Origin of the sequence: Kitasatospora sp. NPDC101447 (assembly GCF_044767225.1) — a bacterium.
In the GTDB taxonomy this organism is placed as follows: domain Bacteria; phylum Actinomycetota; class Actinomycetes; order Streptomycetales; family Streptomycetaceae; genus Kitasatospora.
Genome location: NZ_JBIWNL010000006.1, coordinates 52,235 through 68,743 on the forward strand (window position 1 = coordinate 52,235; position 16,509 = coordinate 68,743).

At 74.7% G+C, this 16,509-nt stretch carries 16 protein-coding genes and 1 pseudogene; 7 read left to right on the top strand and 10 right to left on the bottom strand.

Annotated elements, in window-relative coordinates; translation table 11 throughout:
• Positions 1-12: 12 nt before the first annotated feature.
• Positions 13-519: an RNA polymerase sigma factor gene (locus ACIRST_RS11135; RefSeq protein WP_402801746.1), complete on the bottom strand. Its 507-nt coding sequence runs from the start codon at positions 517-519 to the stop codon at positions 13-15.
• A 322-nt stretch (positions 520-841) separates the two neighbouring features.
• Between ACIRST_RS11135 and ACIRST_RS11140 the strand changes: the two genes are divergently transcribed.
• Complete coding sequence (locus ACIRST_RS11140) at positions 842-1,213, top strand: hypothetical protein (RefSeq protein ID WP_402801748.1); 372 nt, start codon at positions 842-844, stop codon at positions 1,211-1,213.
• Between the two features lie 182 nt (positions 1,214-1,395).
• Here ACIRST_RS11140 and ACIRST_RS11145 read toward each other — a convergent pair whose 3' ends face one another.
• The 7 genes and pseudogenes from ACIRST_RS11145 to ACIRST_RS11175 form a co-directional block, all read right to left on the bottom strand.
• Positions 1,396-2,100, bottom strand: coding sequence for a GTP-binding protein (locus ACIRST_RS11145; protein ID WP_402801750.1), 705 nt, complete (start codon positions 2,098-2,100; stop codon positions 1,396-1,398).
• Entirely contained in the window at positions 2,081-2,563 is a 483-nt protein-coding gene (locus tag ACIRST_RS11150) for a DUF742 domain-containing protein (protein WP_402801752.1), read from the bottom strand. Before ACIRST_RS11150 ends, ACIRST_RS11145 begins: the two co-directional genes overlap by 20 nt.
• A 5-nt stretch (positions 2,564-2,568) precedes the next feature.
• Positions 2,569-2,979: a roadblock/LC7 domain-containing protein gene (locus tag ACIRST_RS11155; protein WP_350518999.1), complete on the bottom strand. Its 411-nt coding sequence runs from the start codon at positions 2,977-2,979 to the stop codon at positions 2,569-2,571.
• The gene (locus ACIRST_RS11160) at positions 2,976-5,900 is read right to left on the bottom strand and encodes a nitrate- and nitrite sensing domain-containing protein (protein WP_402801755.1); all 2,925 of its coding nucleotides are present in this window, start codon (positions 5,898-5,900) and stop codon (positions 2,976-2,978) included. The genes ACIRST_RS11155 and ACIRST_RS11160 overlap by 4 nt, the downstream gene beginning before the upstream one ends.
• Before the next feature lie 149 nt (positions 5,901-6,049).
• Positions 6,050-6,283 (bottom strand): annotated as a pseudogene (locus ACIRST_RS11165) (MHYT domain-containing protein); the annotation flags it as partial.
• A gap of 308 nt (positions 6,284-6,591) precedes the next feature.
• Complete coding sequence (locus ACIRST_RS11170; protein WP_350519001.1) at positions 6,592-7,956, bottom strand: cytochrome P450; 1,365 nt, start codon at positions 7,954-7,956, stop codon at positions 6,592-6,594.
• Between the two features lie 92 nt (positions 7,957-8,048).
• Complete coding sequence (locus ACIRST_RS11175; RefSeq protein WP_402801758.1) at positions 8,049-9,116, bottom strand: RNA ligase (ATP); 1,068 nt, start codon at positions 9,114-9,116, stop codon at positions 8,049-8,051.
• Positions 9,117-9,557: 441 nt separating this feature from the next.
• On the opposite strand from ACIRST_RS11175, the gene modA reads away from it, so the two are divergent.
• From modA to ACIRST_RS11195, 4 genes are all read left to right on the top strand, one after another.
• Positions 9,558-10,418, top strand: a complete 861-nt coding sequence (gene modA / locus ACIRST_RS11180; protein WP_350519003.1) for a molybdate ABC transporter substrate-binding protein — start codon at positions 9,558-9,560, stop codon at positions 10,416-10,418.
• Between the two features lie 89 nt (positions 10,419-10,507).
• On the top strand, positions 10,508-11,317 hold the full coding sequence (locus tag ACIRST_RS11185) for an ABC transporter permease (RefSeq protein WP_350519269.1): 810 nt from the start codon (positions 10,508-10,510) through the stop codon (positions 11,315-11,317).
• A complete protein-coding gene (locus ACIRST_RS11190; RefSeq protein ID WP_350519004.1) occupies positions 11,314-11,466 on the top strand; it encodes a hypothetical protein in 153 nt (50 codons plus the stop codon). The genes ACIRST_RS11185 and ACIRST_RS11190 overlap by 4 nt, the downstream gene beginning before the upstream one ends.
• Positions 11,463-12,539 (top strand): ABC transporter ATP-binding protein, encoded by a 1,077-nt coding sequence (locus ACIRST_RS11195; protein WP_402801761.1) that lies wholly within the window; start codon positions 11,463-11,465, stop codon positions 12,537-12,539. Before ACIRST_RS11190 ends, ACIRST_RS11195 begins: the two co-directional genes overlap by 4 nt.
• Before the next feature lie 84 nt (positions 12,540-12,623).
• On the opposite strand, the gene ACIRST_RS11200 is transcribed toward ACIRST_RS11195, so the two are convergent.
• Together ACIRST_RS11200 and ACIRST_RS11205 are read right to left on the bottom strand one after the other, a co-directional pair.
• Complete coding sequence (locus tag ACIRST_RS11200) at positions 12,624-13,283, bottom strand: response regulator (RefSeq protein WP_402801764.1); 660 nt, start codon at positions 13,281-13,283, stop codon at positions 12,624-12,626.
• Positions 13,284-13,351: 68 nt separating this feature from the next.
• The gene (locus ACIRST_RS11205) at positions 13,352-14,608 is read right to left on the bottom strand and encodes a sensor histidine kinase (protein ID WP_402801766.1); all 1,257 of its coding nucleotides are present in this window, start codon (positions 14,606-14,608) and stop codon (positions 13,352-13,354) included.
• 215 nt (positions 14,609-14,823) lie between these two features.
• Here ACIRST_RS11205 and ACIRST_RS11210 point away from each other — a divergent pair, with 215 nt between their 5' ends.
• Positions 14,824-15,741: an ATP-binding cassette domain-containing protein gene (locus tag ACIRST_RS11210; protein ID WP_402801769.1), complete on the top strand. Its 918-nt coding sequence runs from the start codon at positions 14,824-14,826 to the stop codon at positions 15,739-15,741.
• Positions 15,738-16,493 carry a hypothetical protein gene (locus ACIRST_RS11215; protein ID WP_350519009.1) on the top strand — a complete coding sequence of 252 codons (756 nt, stop codon included), beginning with the start codon at positions 15,738-15,740 and terminating at the stop codon, positions 16,491-16,493. Before ACIRST_RS11210 ends, ACIRST_RS11215 begins: the two co-directional genes overlap by 4 nt.
• Positions 16,494-16,509 lie beyond the last annotated feature (16 nt).

Consider the following 16,509-nt stretch of genomic DNA (forward strand, 5'->3'; position numbering starts at 1 on the left):
GGCAGGGCCGCTTCATCCGCACCCCCGCTCGCGCTCCCGTTCGACCACGGCACGCAGCCGTCCGTGCGCGCGACGGCGGGTGACGGCCAGGGTGCTGCGGTGCAGCCCGAGCAGCTCGGCGGCCTCGTCGACGCTGTAGCCGTCGAGGTCGACCAGCGCCACCGCGCGGGCCTGCTTGGCGGTCAGGAAGCCCAGCAGCCGGACCACCTCCCAGCGCGCCTGCAACTCGGCCATTCCGCCGACCCGGGGACCGGACGCCGCGCGATCCCGCTCGGCGGCGTCACCCGGCTCCGGCACCTCGGGCACCGGGACCCTCCGCCGCTCCCGGCGCCACTGGTCGCGCAGAATGTTCACCATCGTGGTGAACGCGTAGGCGTACGGCTGCGGATGACCGAGGAAGCGCTCCGGGCGGCGGGCGATCCGCAGGTACGCGTCGTGGACGACGTCCCCGGCGGCGAGCGGACTTCCGGTGAGCGACACGGCCGCCTGCTGGAGCCGGGGCAGCAGATCGGTGAACACCCGGTTGAACTCCGCCGATTGCCCGCCGCTCCCGCACGGACCGAAGCCCTTCGCCGGCCCGCCGCCGACCCGTCGACCGCTGCAATCCGCCATGCCGCCCTCCCCGGACACCGGCACCCCGAACGCCCGATCGGGCCTGGCCACAGCCCGATCCGACCGCTTGTGACACAGATCACATCATAGTTCGTCGTCTCACTGTTCGCAGTCATTCGTGTGCAACACGTCACCAGCCTTACGGGGAACGGGACTTCACCTCCACCCGGACATCCCGGACGGCCGGGGCGCTCCGCCCGACGAGAACCGTTCAGCAAGGAGAACCACCGTGCGAGGTTGCATCGCCAGGAAGATCGCCACGTTCGGGATGGCCACCGCGGCCGCCCTCGGCACGCTCGGAATCGCCGCCCCGCCGGCCGCGGCGGCGCCCGCCCCGGACCAGAGCATCACGCCGGGCTCCGTCCCGGCGTCGAACACCATCGCCGCCGCGCCCTACCACTGCGTCATCACCGCGAACTACGGCTGGCGCTGGGAGGGCTACTGCCACGTCTACTCCGGCCAGCTGCGCACCATCACCTACTGCGCCAACGGCACGCACACCACCGGTCTGTGGATCGGCGCGCGGCCGGAGGCGTGGGCCGTCTGGGGCAACTGCCCGGGGTCCAGCTGGACGAAGATCGTCTTCCAGTGGCGCAGCTGATCGGCGCACCCCGGCACGGGCGACCGCCCGCGGAGTGAGGGCGGCGGACGGCGGGTGACAGCGGACGGGTGACGGATGACGGATGACAACTTTCAACATCTGTTCGCTGTCATCTGTCATCTGTCATCTGTCCGCCGCCGGCTGTCGGCTGTCGGCTGCCACCCGCCGTCCGCACGCCCGCCTCACCCGAACCCCACCGGCGCCGCGTCCGCGATGAGCCGGGCCGCGCGCAGGCGGCCCGCGTGCTCGACCAGGTTGATCAGCACCTCCTTCCCCGACGACCGGCGGCGCGCGTCGCAGAGCAGCACGGGCGTACCGGCGTCCAGGTCCAGCGCGCGGGCGACCTCGGCCGGACCGAACTCCCGGGCTCCGGCGAAACGATTCACCGCGACCACGAACGGGATGCCCCGGTGCTCGAAGAAGTCGACGGCCGGGAAGCAGTCCGTCAGGCGGCGGGTGTCGGCGAGCACCACCGCACCCAGGGCCCCCTGAGCCAGTTCGTCCCAGAGGAACCAGAACCGGTCCTGCCCCGGGGTGCCGAAGAGGTAGACCGCCAGACCCTCCCGGATGGTGATCCGCCCGAAGTCCATCGCCACCGTCGTGGTGCTCTTGCGCTCCACGCCGTCGAGGTCGTCCACCCCGCGCCCGGCCTCGGTCAGCCGCTCCTCGGTGCGCAGCGGCCGGATCTCGCTGACGGAACCGACCAGTGTCGTCTTGCCGACCCCGAAGCCGCCCGCCACCAGGATCTTGAGCGCGAGCACGGTGTCGTCCGGGTCCCCCGCCGCGCACGGCCCGATCCGGCGGGACGGGTGAGACGGGCGGTGCGGGCCGGACGGGCCGGACGGGCGGGACCGTTCGGTCCGGTGGTCAGAGTGCGCGGAGTCCATGGATGACCTCCTGGAGGATGCGCTCGTCGGGGAGCAGGGCGGGCGGGACGGGACGCTTGACCCGGATGAGCCCGGCCGCCAGCAGGTCGCCGAGCAGTACCCGCACAACACCCACCGGCAGGTCGAGTTCGGCGGCGAGTTCGGCCACGGACAGCGGGGTGCCCCGGCACAGCGCGAGGATGCGTGCCTGTTCGGGGCCGGCCGGCGGCTCGGGCGCGTCCGGGGCGAGCGCCGGATCGGGCAGGTCGCTGACGACCACGGCGATCAGGTCGAGCTGCTGCTGGCCGGCCCCGGTGCGCCCCCGGGTCATGGTGTACGGACGGACCAACGGGCCGGCCTCGTCGTCGTACCAGCGGGCCTGGTGGGCGGCGGCGAGCGGGTTGCGGGGGTGCGGGCCGGGGTCGGCCCGCGGGTGTTCGGCACGTAGCCCGGCCGGCGGCCCCTCGGGGGACGGTCGGGGCACCCGGCTCACCAGCCGTCCGCCGCGCGCGGCGGGGTGCTCAGGTGCTCGCCGACCCGGCGGACCAGTCTGGACATCTCGAAGGCGATCAGCCCGAGGTTGGCCCGGGCGGTGGCGAAGACGGCCAGGCAGGTGCCCTCCCCGGCCGCCGCGACCAGCAGGTAGCCGCCCTCCAACTCGACCATGGTCTGGCGGACTTCGCCCGCGTCGAAGTGCCGACCGGCGCCCTTGGCCAGGCTGTGGAAGCCGGAGGCGACGGCGGCCAGGTGCTCGCCGTCCTCGCGCGGCAGTCCGGCCGAGGTGCCCATGGCCAGTCCGTCGGCGGAGAGCATCACGGCGAAGCGGACCTCGGGCGCTCGCTTGACCAACTCGTCCAGGAGCCAGTTCAGTTCTCCTGCGCGGTGGGTGGTGCCGATCACGGTCGCTCTCCTTCGGGTCGGGGTGGGGACAGGGGGCCGCGCGGGTCCGGTGGCGGGGGGAGGTCGGCGGGCTGCCGGGCGGCGGGTCGGTCGGTGGACGGGTCGTGCGGTCCGCCGCCGGCGTGCAGGCCGCGCGCCCACCCGTTCCGGAAGGCCGCCATCGTCGCCCGCGCCGCCTCGGGGCTACGGCCCGCACGGCCACGGCCCTCGGAACTGCCGGCTGCGGGGCCCGCCCCCGGTGCCGGGGCAGGATCTGCGATGCCGGCGGAGGCCCTGCGACGGGTGCGCGGTCCCGGTCCCGGTCCCGCCGGGGCCTCGCGCAGCTGCGGTGCGAGGCTCGCCTGGCGGGTCCGGCGCGGCAACTCCTCGGGCCCCGGGTCGAGTCGGCGATCGCCGGAGCCCTGAGCTGATCCCGAACCCGAACCCGAACCCGAGCCCGGATCCGACCCCGGCACCGTCACCGAACGCGAACCCGGGACCGGCGCCGACCCCGGAGCCGGGCGGTACGACTGCGGCGGCCCGGGCTGCGGACGGACGGCGGCACCCGGGCCCTCGTCCGCAGCCGGGCCGACCGTCCGGGCACTCGATGCCCGGAAGGGGGTGCGACGCACCGGCCCGGGGTCGTTCCCCCGGACGCCGAACGGCAGCAGCGCCCCACCCTCCGGCGGCGGCCCACCCACCGCCGGAAGTCCTTCGTCGCCCGCGTCGCGCGGGCGGCACCCGTCCGCCGACCCGGGCTCCCGCGTCGGACCGGACCGCCCCGCCGGCCCGAACTCCCGAGCCGACCCGAACTCCTCTGCAGTCCGGCCGGGTTGTTCCGGCCCTCCCGGAGCGTTCCCGTCGGCATCGAGCAGCACGACGTCCGACTCGGGCACCGGATCGTACGGTCGCGACAGCCCGTCCGCGGCCCCGTCGGCCAGCAGCACGGTGGGCAGCAGGACCACCGCGGTGGTGCCGCCGTACGCGGAGGTCACCAGCGAGACCTTGACGTCCTGCCGCCCGGCGAGCCGGCTGACCACGAACAGTCCGAGCCGGTCGCTGTCGAAGAGGTCCGTCTGCTCGGCCGCGGCGATCCGGCGGTTGGCGGCGCACAGGGCCTCCGGGCCCATCCCGAGGCCACGGTCCTCGATCTCCAACGCGTAGCCGGCGCCGACCCGTTCGCCCCGGATGTGCACCCGGGTGTGCGGCGGGGAGAAGCCGGTGGCGTTCTCGACCAGCTCGGCGACCAGGTGGGTGAGGTCCGCGACGGCGTGCCCGGCGACCGCGGCGCGCGGCAGCGGGTGCACCTCGACCCGGGCGTACTCCTCGACCTCCGAGACGGCCGCGCGCACCACGTCCACCAGCGGGACGGGCCTGCGCCAGGCCCGTCCGGGGGCGGCACCGGAGAGGATGATCAGCCCCTCGGCGTGCCGGCGCATGCGGGTGGTGAGGTGGTCCAGCCGGAACAGGTCGGCCAGCTCGGACGGGTCCTCGGTACGGCGCTCCATGGCGTCCAGCAGGGTGAGTTGGCGGTGTACCAGGACCTGGCTGCGGCGCGCGATGTTGACGAACACGCCGGAGACCCCGGACAGCACCTCGTCCCGCTCGACCGCCGCAGTGACGGCCGCCCGCTGGACGGTGCCGAGCGCCCGGTGCACCTGGCCGATCTCGTCGTCCCGGCCCGCCGGCCGCGGCGCCTCGGCCTCGATGTCCACCTCCTCACCTGCCCGCAACTTCCGTATGGTGGACGGGAGTTTGCTTCCTGCCAACTCAAGTGCCGAGTTGCGCAGGTCGTTCAGCTCGGTCACCAGGCCGCGCCCGATCTGCACCGAGATCACCAGCGAGGCGACCACGCCGACCAGGCCGAGCAGCACGGCCGTCCCGGCCGGGGTGAACAGGCCCAGGGCGTACGGGTTCCGGCGCTCGGCGGCGACCCGCCCGGCCTGGTCCTCGACGGCGCGCAGGCCGCTCGCAACGCTCCCGGCGACCATCGCCCACCGGTCCGCCGGCACCGCGGTGACGGCGGACCGGCCGTCGGCGGCGGACCGCACCTCCTCCTCGTAGTCGACCAGCTCGCGGTGGTCCCGGCCGCCGGTGACAGCGAGCAGCGCGGCCCGGTCGGCGGGGCTCAGGTCGGCCGCCGCTTCCGCCTCGAACTCCCGCCGGGCGAACGCCGCGCCGGAGAACTCGCGCAGCCGGTCGTCGTCGAGCGTGCCGGAGAGCTGCGCCGCGCGCAGCAACGCGTCCTCGCGGGCCAGCAGTTCGCGGGAGCGGGCGAGTTCGATCAGCACCCGCGCGTCGGCGTCGGACGGGGGGTCCTGCCGCGGTGCGACGGCCCCGGCCACGGCGAGCGCCCGGTCCACCGCCTCGCCGTACGCGGCGTACGCCTCGGGCCAGCCGACGCTCCGGGCCAGCACGCGGCCGCGCAGCTCGGGCAGGCCGGCGAGGGCGCCGGCGAGATCGTCCAGCCGGGCGGTGGCGTCGGCGCCGAGGCCCTGGGCGTCGGCGCGGTCGTAGCCCCGGTCGGGGTGCCGGGGATCGGGGACCAGCGGGGTGACCGCCCGGTCGGTGGCGGCCGAGGCCTCGCGCAGGGCGCTCTCCCGGGCGGCGGTGGGGACGGTCCCCGGGGCGGCCAGCAGCTGCCCGGCGGCGGTGCGCTCGGCCTGCAGTCCGGCGACCGTGCCGGCGACGGGGGTGAGCACGGTGCGCTGGGCGTCGCGCTGGCGCAGCAGGTCCCGGACTCCCTGGGTGGCGGTGACGGTGGCGAACCCCCACAGGGCGATGATCGAGACGACCGGGACCATCAGAAGGGCGATGATCCGGGCGCGGACCGTCCGGGGGCGCAGCCGGCCCGACCGGGAGCCGAGGCGCGCCGGGCGACCGGCCGGCCCGACGTGGGCACCCCGGCGGACACCGGAGGCGGCGCCGCGGTCTTCGCGCATGTGTGAGGAGCCTTTCGGGCTGTGGCTGTGGCTGTGGCTGCGGCTGTCGCTGAGGCTGCGAGGGTTCAGGGCCAGGGGGCCAGGAGGCCAGGAGGCCAGGGGGCGACGGTGGGGGCGGACCGGTGCGCTCAGCCGGCGCGTTCGTGCCGGTAGCGCAGTTCGGTGCCGTCGACGGTGAACCCGAGCATGGCGACGACGTGCACGGTCCAGATGCCGGAGCCGATCGCGGCGGCCGCCGTGACCGGCCGGTTCCGCCGGGCGGCACCGCTCGCGGCCGGACCGCGCAGCGCGCAGCGCAGCCCGAGGGCGGCGCCGGTGCAGGCCGTCAGGTACGACAGGGCGGGGGTCAGCCAGCCGAGGCTGAGGGGGTTGAGGGTGCCCATGGGACCTCCGGTCGACCGGTCGGGCCCGGGGCGGTACGCGGTGCGCCCGGGCTCCCCGGGCCGGGCGGACTCCATGCGATCGGCGGCGAGGGGGCGTCAGGTCCGCGGGTGTCGTCAGGTCCGCGGGACCGGTCTCGTCATATGCCGGCCGCATGTGCGCTTTCGGCCTGGGGTGCGTGGGACGCTATCGAGGGGTCGGAAACGGCCACCCGAAGATCTGAAAAACAGCCCGCAGGCGACGGGCGGTGTGTTCGAATGTCCCGGTCGTGTGCCCGGGTGGCCCGGACGGCGGGCTGCGCCGGCCCCGGTCAGCCTCCGGCCGTCACCCGGATGCGCATCGGGCCCGCCGCCCGCAGCGTGATCCCCTGGGCGATCGCGACCCGCCGGTCCACCGCCTCCACGTCGAAGTCCCGCAGCAGCACCCCCAGGGTCAGCACCGACTCCAGCATCGAGAAGTGCTGCCCGATGCATGCCCGCGGCCCGCCCCCGAACGGGAACCAGGCGTAGCGGTGCCGGGCCTTCTCCTCCTCCGGCAGGAAGCGGTCCGGGTCGAAGCGCTCCGGGTCCGTCCAGTGCTCGGGGTGCCGGTGGGTGACCAGCGGCGCCACGATGACCTGCGCCCCCGCCGGGATGACGTACCCGTCGATGACGGTCTCCTCGACCGCCCTGCGGCCGACCAGCGCAGCCGCCGGGTAGAGCCGCATCGCCTCCTTCAGCACGCGGGTGATGTACGGCAGCGCCTCCAGGTCCGCCGCCGTCGGCGCCCGCCCGGCCAGGACGGTCCGGGCCTCCTCCCGGGCGAGCTTCCGGTGCTCCGGGTGCTTGGCCAGCAGGTGCAGCGCGAAGGCCAGCGAGGTGGCCGTGGTCTCGTGTCCGGCGAGCAGGAACACCAGTACCTGGTCCCGGAGTTCGGCCGGATCCAGCCGCTCCCCGTCCTCGCCGCGCGCCCGTCCGAGCAGCGTGAGCAGGTCGTCCGCGTCCTCGTCGCCGCCGCCGCGCGCGGCGCGCTCGGCGATGATCCGGTCGCAGACCTCGTACAGCGCCCCCTGGGCCGCCAGCCCGCGCCGGTTCCCCGGCGTCGGCCAGGTGCGCGGGAGGCGGACCGGGGCGAAGCCGCGCTCCTTGACGTACTCGCCGAGCAGGGGGAAGTTGCGGTGGACCACGGCCACCGCCTCCTCCACGTCCGCGCCGAAGAGGATCCGCGCGACCGCCCGCAACGCGAACCGGGACGTCTCCTCCGCCGCGTCCACCACGCCGTCCGGTGCCGCCCGCCAGCGCTCGGTGAGCGACTGCGCCTCCTGCGCGACCGCGCCCGCGTACCCGTCCACCCGACGACGGGTGAACAGCGGCTGGACCAGTCGGCGCTGGCGCTGGTACTCGCCGTCCTGGCTGGTCAGCAGCCCGTTGCCGACGCTGGTCCGCAGCTCGTCGTAGAAGGCGTTCTCCTTGCGGAAGTTGGCCGCCTCGCCGCCCAGCACCTGCTGGACCCCGTCCGGGGAGAACACCGCGTAGAAGTCGGCCCGCAGCCCGGGCGGGCCGACCCGGAGCCGCACCACGTCGCCGTGGTCGCGGCGGGCCGCCAGGTAGGTGCGCAGCGGCCGGCGGGTGAGGTCGAACAGCGATCCGACCAGCGGATTGCCGACCGGTCCGGGTACGGCAGTTCTGGCGGCCATGGACGACTCCTTCTGCACGGGAATGCGCACCTTCGACTCTACTGACGAGTAGTCATTTCCGGAAGGTGCGCGTCCCGTCCCCGCCCACGGGCCTACTCGTACTCGGTGCCGCCCTTGCGCGTCAGGTAGGCGTCGCTGACCACCTTGGCGATCGCCCGGCCGCCGAGCACCGGGCTCCAGCGCTCGGTCACCGGCCGCACCACGACCCCCTCGCGCAGGTGGAGTTCACGCCCGGAGAAGGTCTCCCTGCCCTGGGCGTGGCGCAGCACGGTGTCCGGGTCGAACGGCCCGCGCCACAGCTCGGGCGCCAACGGCAGCTCGCCGTCGAGCAGTTCGGCCGCGGACAGCCAGACCAGCTGCCCGTCCACCACGGCCGACACGTCGAACGCCGCGTACCCGGGCCGGTCGGTGCGGGCGGAGGCGCCGTAGCCGAGGTCCTGCACGCCCTCGCCGAAGACCTCGCCGAAGACGCCGACCCGCTCGGCCCCGAGCCGCTCCGCCAAGCGGGCCGCCACCGCCGGGATGTCGTACGCCCGCACCGCCCGCCAGTACAGGTTGCGCTCGTCCTCGACCAGCGCCAGCCCCTGCGCGCCGATCCCCTTGGAGGACACCTGCACCTCGCCCGTCCCGGCGGTGTACGTGACCAGGCAGCAGCTGCCGTGCAGCTTCTCGGTCAGCACCACCGGCTCGCCGGGCTCGAAGATCCCGGGGTAGCGCTTGAGGTTCTCGATGTCCACCCAGGGCAGCAGGTCCGGGGCGCCGACCACCTCGCCGCTCATCGACGTGGGCACCGGCGGCTGCCACTTGACCACCCCGAGCAGGTCGGCGAAGTCCTCGCCCTGCTCGGCCGCGGCGGCCAGGTCGGTGTCGGCGAGCGCGGCGGGCCGGCAGACGATGCCCTGGGACAGTTCGCCGCGCAGCCGTACCGCCTTCACCCGGTTCGCCCCGGAGCCGGCCAGCTTGCCGGTCAGCCCCAGTTCGGCGATCAACTCTTCGGGGAGGACGGACTGTTCGGGGATGTAGACCGCGTAGTCTCCGGTCCGGTACACGCCCCTGGCGACCACCGCGCGGTAGAGGCCGACCTGTGCGAGCTCCAGGGCATCGGCGTTCGGGTGCTCCAGGATGGTCAGCTTCTCGGCGGTGACGCGCAGCATGGACATGGACGGACTCCTCCCCTTGGCTCGACCGTGGCGGCACACTTCCGCGGCCCGGTCGCAGGTACGAACGTACGGACGGCGACCACTCTGACCGCTCGCACCGCTCCGACGCGACGCATTTTCCGCAGGCCCGGGCACCCGGCTCACACCCGGCGCGGCACCCGGCGCGGCACCCGATGCGGCACCCGATGCGGCACCCGCCCCGCCGTACCCCGGCAGCCCCGATCCCACCCCTGGAGGCACCTCCGGACATACCTGCGCGCACCCCGGGTACACCCGTTTGAGCCATCGCACAGCGGGTCCAAGGCCCGCACCAGCCCCCGCCTGTGCAAACCGACAGAGGATTTATCGCTCGCATTTGCGGCACTATGATCGCCGTAATGGCCGCAGCTGCGGCCAGTCCCTCGCGCCCCGTCCGGCGCGCACCCCGGAGGGGAAGCCCCGATGAGCACCCGTACGACCGGCACCACCCGCAGACTCGCCGTCGCCGCCGCAGCGGCCCTCGTCCTCAGCCTCGGGGTCACCGCCTGCGGCAGCGACGGCGGCAAGTCCACCGGCTCCGCGGCCTCGAACTCCGCTTCCTCGTCCGGCTCCTCGGCCCCCGCGGCCGGTGGCAGCGTGCCGAAGGCGAGCGGCACCGTCACCGTCTTCGCCGCCGCCTCGCTCAAGGAGACCTTCACCGAGCTGGGCAAGAAGTTCGAGGCCGCCAACCCGGGCAGCAAGGTCACCTTCAACTTCGGCGGCAGCTCCAGCCTCGCCACCAGCATCAACTCCGGTGCCCCGGCCGACGTGTTCGCCGCCGCCAGCCCGGCCACCATGAAGACCGTGACCGACGCGGGCGGTGCGAGCGGCCAGCCGGCGGTCTTCGTGAAGAACACGCTCACCATCGCCGTCCCCAAGGGCAACCCCAAGCACGTCGCGGGCCTCAAGGACCTCACCGCCTCCGGCGTGAAGGTCGCGCTCTGCGCGAAGGAGGTGCCCTGCGGCGCCGCCGCGCAGACCGCGCTCAAGGCCGCCGGTGTCGACCTCACCCCGGTCACCCTGGAGCAGGACGTCAAGGGCGCGCTCACCAAGGTCGAACTCGGCGAGGTCGACGCCTCGCTGGTGTACAAGACCGATGTGCAGGCCGACGCTGCCAAGATCGACGGTGTGGACTTCCCCGAGGCCGACAAGGCCGTGAACGACTACCCGATCGCCGCGCTCGCCAAGGCGCCCAACAAGGACGGCGCCGCCGCATTCGTCGCGTACATCCAGTCGCCCGAGGCCAAGCAGGTGCTGACCGCGGCGGGCTTCCAGGCACCGTGAGCGACCGCACCACCGGTTCCGGGGAGCACCCGTCGGGTCAGCCCGGCCACGACCGGACCGCCGACGGCGCGGCAGGCCCCGCGAAGGCCCTGCCGCGCCGCCCCCGGCGCCGGTCGCGGACGCAGCGCGTCCCGGTCACCCTGCTGCTCCCGGCGCTGCTCGGGCTGGCGTTCCTGATCCTCCCGCTGGTCGGCCTGCTCGTCCGGGCGCCGTGGAGCGCCCTGTCCGACGAGCTCACCAGCCCCGCCGTCTGGGACGCGCTGCGCCTGTCGCTGATCAGCGCGACGGCGGCCACCGCCGTGTCGCTGGTCCTCGGCGTGCCGCTGGCCTGGCTGCTCGCCCGCACCGAGCTGCCGGGCCGGCGCGTGATCCGGGCACTGGTGACCCTGCCGCTGGTGCTGCCGCCCGTGGTCGGCGGTGTGGCGCTGCTGCTGGTGCTCGGCCGGCGCGGCATCGTCGGCACCTGGCTTGACTCCGCCTTCGGCCTCACGCTGCCCTTCACCACCACCGGGGTGGTGATCGCCGAGGCCTTCGTGGCGATGCCGTTCCTGGTGATCAGCGTGGAGGGCGCGCTGCGGGCCGCCGACCCCCGCTACGAGGAGGCCGCCGCGACCCTGGGCGCCTCGCGGCTGACCGCGTTCCGGCGGGTCACCCTGCCGATGATCGCACCGGGGATCGCCGCCGGTGCCGTCCTGGCCTGGGCCCGGGCGCTCGGCGAGTTCGGTGCGACGATCACCTTCGCGGGCAACTTCCCGGGCCGCACCCAGACCATGCCGCTGGCCGTCTACCTGGCCATGGAGTCCGACCCGCAGGCCGCGATCGCGCTGTCGCTGGTGCTGCTGGCCGTCTCCGTCGCCGTCCTGGTCGGCCTGCGCGACCGCTGGCTGTCGACCCCGTGACGCCGCCGGCCCCCGCCCGCGTCGCCCCGGGCGCCCACGACTCCTCGGACACCCGCGTCTTCCCGGACGCCCACGACTCCTCGGACGCGCGCGTCTCCCCGGACGCCCGCTCGACTGCCCGCTCGAACGTCTGGACGCCGCCCCGATGAGCACCGAACGCCTCCCGAGCACCGCCCTCGACGCCCGACTGCGGGTCGAACGTGCCGCGTTCACCCTCGACCTCGCCCTCATCGCCGCCCCCGGCGAGGTGATCGCGCTGCTCGGGCCCAACGGCGCCGGCAAGTCCACCGCACTGCGCGCCCTGGCCGGCCTGCTCCCGCTCACCGGCGGCCACCTGCGCCTGGACGGCCGGACCCTGGAGGACCCGGCCGAGCGCGTGCACACCCCGGCCGAGGAACGGCCGGTCGGCGTGGTGTTCCAGGACTACCTGCTCTTCCCGCACCTCAGCGCGCTCGACAACGTCGCCTTCGGGCCGCGCTGCCAGGGCCGCTCCAAGCGGGACGCCCGGGCCGAAGCCGCCGCCTGGCTGGAGCGAATGGGTCTGGCCGACCACGCCTCCGTCCGCCCGGGCAAGCTCTCCGGCGGCCAGGCGCAGCGGGTGGCGCTGGCCCGGGCCCTCGCCGTCCGCCCCCGGCTGCTCCTGCTGGACGAGCCGCTGGCCGCCCTGGACGCCCGCACCCGCCTGGACGTGCGGTCCCGACTGCGGCGGCACCTGGCCGAGTTCGAGGCCGTCGCGGTGCTGGTGACCCACGACCCGCTGGACGCGATGGTGCTGGCCGACCGGCTGGTGGTGATCGAGGACGGGTACGAGGTGCAGTCCGGCAGCCCGGCGGAGGTCGCCCGGCGGCCGCGCACCGACTACATCGCCCGCCTGGTCGGGCTGAACCTGTACCAGGGCCGGTCCGAGGGCACGCACGTCACGCTCCCGGACGGCACCGTGCTGGTCACCACCGAGGAGCTGGACGGCCCGGCGTTCGTCGCGTTCCCGCCGTCCGCGGTGACCCTCCACCGGGAGCGGCCGCAGTCCAGCGCGCGCAACCTGTGGCAGGCCGAGGTCACCGGCCTGGACCTGCACGGCGACCGGGTCCGCGCCGACCTGGCCGGCCGCCTGCCGATGGCCGCCGACCTCACCCCGGCCGCCGTCGCGGAGCTGGAGCTGGCGCCGGGGGTCACGGTCTGGGCCTCGGTCAAGGCCACCCAGACCCACGCCTACCCGGCCTGAACCGGAGCCGGTCGGGAGGCCCGACCGCGGGCCCCGTCGTCCCGCTTCCTGCTTCCTGCTTCCTGCCTCCTGCCGGTCCCGGGGCTACTCCGACGGCTCGACGAACCCCGACTCGTACGCGGCGATCACCGCCTGGGTGCGGTCGCGCGCGCCGAGCTTCGCCAGCACGCTGCTGACGTGCGTCTTCACCGTCTGCACGCCGAGGAACAGCTGCTCCGCGATCTCCCCGTTGCTGAGGCCCCGGGCGACCAGCCGCAGCACCTCCGCCTCGCGCTCGGTCAGCGCCGCCCGCTCCATGGCGGCTCGGGCGGCCGGATTGCCGTGCCCGGCGGCGAGGCGGCGGATCGCAGCCGGGAACAGCAGCGACTCACCGGCCGCGACCAGCCGTACCGCGTGGGCGATCTCGGACGGGCGGGAGCGCTTGAGCAGGAAGCCGTCGGCGCCCGCGCGCAGCGCCTGGTAGACGTAGTCGTCGTTCTCGAAGGTGGTCACGACCAGGATCCGTGGCCGCCGCTCCCCCGGGGCCCCGGGGCGGAGCAGCTCGCGGGTGGCCGCCAGGCCGTCCATGACCGGCATCCGGACGTCCATCAGCACGACGTCCGGGCGCAGCGTCCGGGCCATCGCCACCGCCTCGGCGCCGTCGGCGGCCTCACCGACCACCCGGAGGTCCCCCTGCGCCTCCAGGACGGCCCGCAGCCCGAACCGGACCAGCTCCTCGTCGTCGGCGAGCAGAATGTCCGTCATCACCGCACCACCCTCCCCACGGTCCCCGTGCCGCCTCCCGCCGGACCTGTCTCCGGCAAGATCATCCGTCACGACCCCAAGCGTAGGGGCAGCCGGACGGCCAGCACCCACTCCCCGCTCCCGTCGGCCGCCGCCCCCGCCGTGGCCTCGCCGCCGAGCAGCATGGCGCGCTCGCGGATGCCGCGCAGGCCCTTGCCGCCCTTGCGCCCCGCGCCGGCCTGGCGCGGCACGCCCCCGGCGCCGCCCGCGCCACCGGCCCCGCCCGCACCGCCCGTTCCGCCCGCGCCGTTCGGTGCCCGGTTGGTGCAGCGCAGCTCCAACTGCCCGTCCCGGACGGCGATCCGGACGCTGAGCGGCGCGCCGGGCGCGTACTTGAGCGCGTTGGTGACGCCCTCCTGGACGATCCGGTAGGACTCTCGGGCGAGCACCCCGGGCAGCGTTCCGGCCGGTACGTCGATCCACGCCTCGACCGGACTGCCGGCCGCGCGGGCGGTGTCGAACAGCACCGGCAGCTGCTCGATCCCGGGCTGCTCGGTGGCCGTGCCGTTCGCCCCGGGCGGTGTCTCCCGCAGCAGGACGAGGGTGCGTTCGAGGTCGTCCATGGCCCGGCGCCCGGTCTCCTCGATGACTTCCAGCGCCTTGGCGACGAACGCCGGGTCCCCGACCTCGCGCGCCGCGCCGGCCTGAAGGACCGTCACCGTCAGTGCGTGGCCGATGGAATCGTGCAGCTCGCGGGCCAACCGGTTGCGCTCCAGCAGCCGTTCGGCCCGCAGCTCGGCCTCCGCCAGTCGCTCCGTCGGTGACGGACCCAACAGTCGGACAGCCATGGCGAGTTGGAGGCGTCCGGCGGCCACCACCAGCCAGCCGTAGGCGAACAGCGCCACTGGCAGGAGCGGAAGGTAGCTCGACCCCCGCGGCCCCGCCAGCAGTCCGCCGCCGTCATTGACGCCGAGCACGGTCGCCATCCCGACGGCCGAGCCGAGCGCGACCCGGCCGATCAGCCAGAGGGCGGTGCGCCACCGGTCGGCCCAGCCGCGGGAGGAGTCGGCGGCGATGTCCTGCTCGCGGTTGGGCACCAGCAGCAGCCGGGCCTGGATCCCCTCCGCGCGCCGCGTCGCCGGGATGAGGGCGACCAGCATCAGCAGGACGGAGTCCACGGCGACGCACTCCGCCACGATCCGGGGGAGCGTCAGCCCCACCGTCCCCGGATAGATCAGCAGGACGACGCCCATGAAGATCCATCCGACCAGGAGGTGCAGCAGGCGCGCGTAGGTGGCACCGGCCAGCAGCGGCGCGAGGATCCTGGGCACAGCGATCTTGGTCACCGCGCCATCCTGCCAGTTCAGCGGCGGTTCCCGGCTCCCGCCCCGGGTGTGAACCGGCTCCCTCCCGAGAGGGAGACGGCTCCACTCCGCTGCGGGATCCGCCGCTCCGGCCTGATCCGGTCGAATGTGACCACCGGCCGGAACCACGGACCGGGACCACCGGCCGATACCACCGGCCGCAGCACGCCACCGAACGACCCGAAGGGAGCACGGCCGTGATCGAGATCCAGGGCCTCACCAAGGAGTACGACGGCCGACGTGTCGTCGAGGACCTGTCCTTCGAGGTCCGCCCCGGTGTGGTGACCGGCTTCCTCGGCCCGAACGGCGCCGGCAAGAGCACCACCATGCGCCTGGTCCTCGGCCTGGACCGGCCCACCGCCGGGTACGCCCTGATCGACGGCCGTCCGTACACCGAACTGGCCGACCCGCTGCGGCAGGTCGGCGCCCTGCTGGACGCCCAGGCCCTGCACGGCGGCCGGACGGCGCGCGGTCACCTGCGCTGGCTCGCCGCGAGCAACGGCCTGCCGGAGCGCCGCGTCGGCGAGGTGCTCGCGCAGGTCGGCCTGACGGACGCCGCCGGGCAACGGATCCGACGCTTCTCGCTGGGCATGCGCCAGCGCCTCGGAGTGGCGGCCGCACTGCTCGGCGATCCGGCGGTGCTGCTGCTGGACGAGCCGGTGAACGGCCTCGACCCCGAGGGCATCCGCTGGATCCGCACCACGCTGCGCGAACTCGCCGCCGAGGGCAGGGCGGTGCTGGTCTCCTCCCACCTGATGAGCGAAATGGCCCTCACCGCCGACCACTTGGTCGTGATCGGCCGCGGCCGGCTGCTGGCGGACGCAGCCACCTCCGACTTCATCGACCGGCACGGCCGCACCCGGATCCGGGTCCGCGCCGTGGACCCGACCAAGCTGGTCGCCCTGTTCGCCGACCCCGGCCACGGCCTCGACGCCACCCAAGTCGACGGCGGTGCCTGGGAGGTGACCGGCGCCGAACCCGAGCGGATCGCGGCGCTCGCCGCCGCCCGGGGTGTGGTGCTGTACGAGATCGCGGTCCAACAGGACTCACTGGAGGACGCGTTCATGCGGATGACCGCCGACAGCGTCGAGTACCGCGCGGAGGTGGCGGCATGAGCACCGGCCACCCGGTCCGCCCGACCCTCCCGGTCCTGCGCGCCGAGCGCATCAAGTTCACGACCCTGCCCTCGCTCTGGCTCACCCCGCTGCTCGCCCTGCTGCTCAGCGCCGGAATCACCACGGCCGTGGGCGCCTGGCTCGGCGGCGCGGACCCCAACATCGTCGACGACCCCGGCGTGGGCGTCTTCTACGGGCTCAACTTCGGCCATGTCGCGCTGGCCTGCTTCGGCATCCTGCTGATCGGCCAGGAGTTCAACACCCGCATGATCGACGTCTCGCTCACCGCCGTCCCCCGCCGCGCCCGGCTGTACGGCGCGAAGCTCACGCTCGGCGCGCTGGTCGGCCTCGCCGTCGGCGCGGCCGGCACGGCGGGCGCATTCGCCGGGTACGCGGCGACCGTCCCCGGCGCCTGGCACGGCCCCGCGTTCACCCGGGCCGTCGTCGCCGGGGTGCTGTACCCGCCGCTACTGGTGGTGTTCTGCCTCGGGCTGACCACGTTGTTCGGCAACCTCACCGCCGCCATGGGTCTGGTCACCCCGACCGTCTTCCTGGTTTCGCCGGCCCTCGGCGGCCTGCCCGGCGCCCGGGTACTGGCGCAGTTCCTGCCCGACCGCGCCGGCCAGTACGCCCTGCACTACGTCGACGACCCGCACGTCGTGTACGGGCACTGGACCGGACTGCTGATCATGGCGCTCTGGGCCGCCGCAGCCTCGTACGCCGGACTGCGCGCCCTGCGCCGCACCAAGTGACCACGGACGAAGGGAC

Coding starts and splice junctions, on each gene's coding strand:
- ACIRST_RS11145 (WP_402801750.1), bottom strand. CDS start 2,100: ATGGACTCCGCGCACTCTGACCACCGGACCGAACGGTCCCGCCCGTCC.
- ACIRST_RS11160 (WP_402801755.1), bottom strand. CDS start 5,900: ATGCGCGAAGACCGCGGCGCCGCCTCCGGTGTCCGCCGGGGTGCCCAC.
- ACIRST_RS11170 (WP_350519001.1), bottom strand. CDS start 7,956: ATGGCCGCCAGAACTGCCGTACCCGGACCGGTCGGCAATCCGCTGGTC.
- ACIRST_RS11175 (WP_402801758.1), bottom strand. CDS start 9,116: ATGTCCATGCTGCGCGTCACCGCCGAGAAGCTGACCATCCTGGAGCAC.
- modA (WP_350519003.1), top strand. CDS start 9,558: ATGAGCACCCGTACGACCGGCACCACCCGCAGACTCGCCGTCGCCGCC.
- ACIRST_RS11195 (WP_402801761.1), top strand. CDS start 11,463: ATGAGCACCGAACGCCTCCCGAGCACCGCCCTCGACGCCCGACTGCGG.
- ACIRST_RS11200 (WP_402801764.1), bottom strand. CDS start 13,283: ATGACGGACATTCTGCTCGCCGACGACGAGGAGCTGGTCCGGTTCGGG.
- ACIRST_RS11215 (WP_350519009.1), top strand. CDS start 15,738: ATGAGCACCGGCCACCCGGTCCGCCCGACCCTCCCGGTCCTGCGCGCC.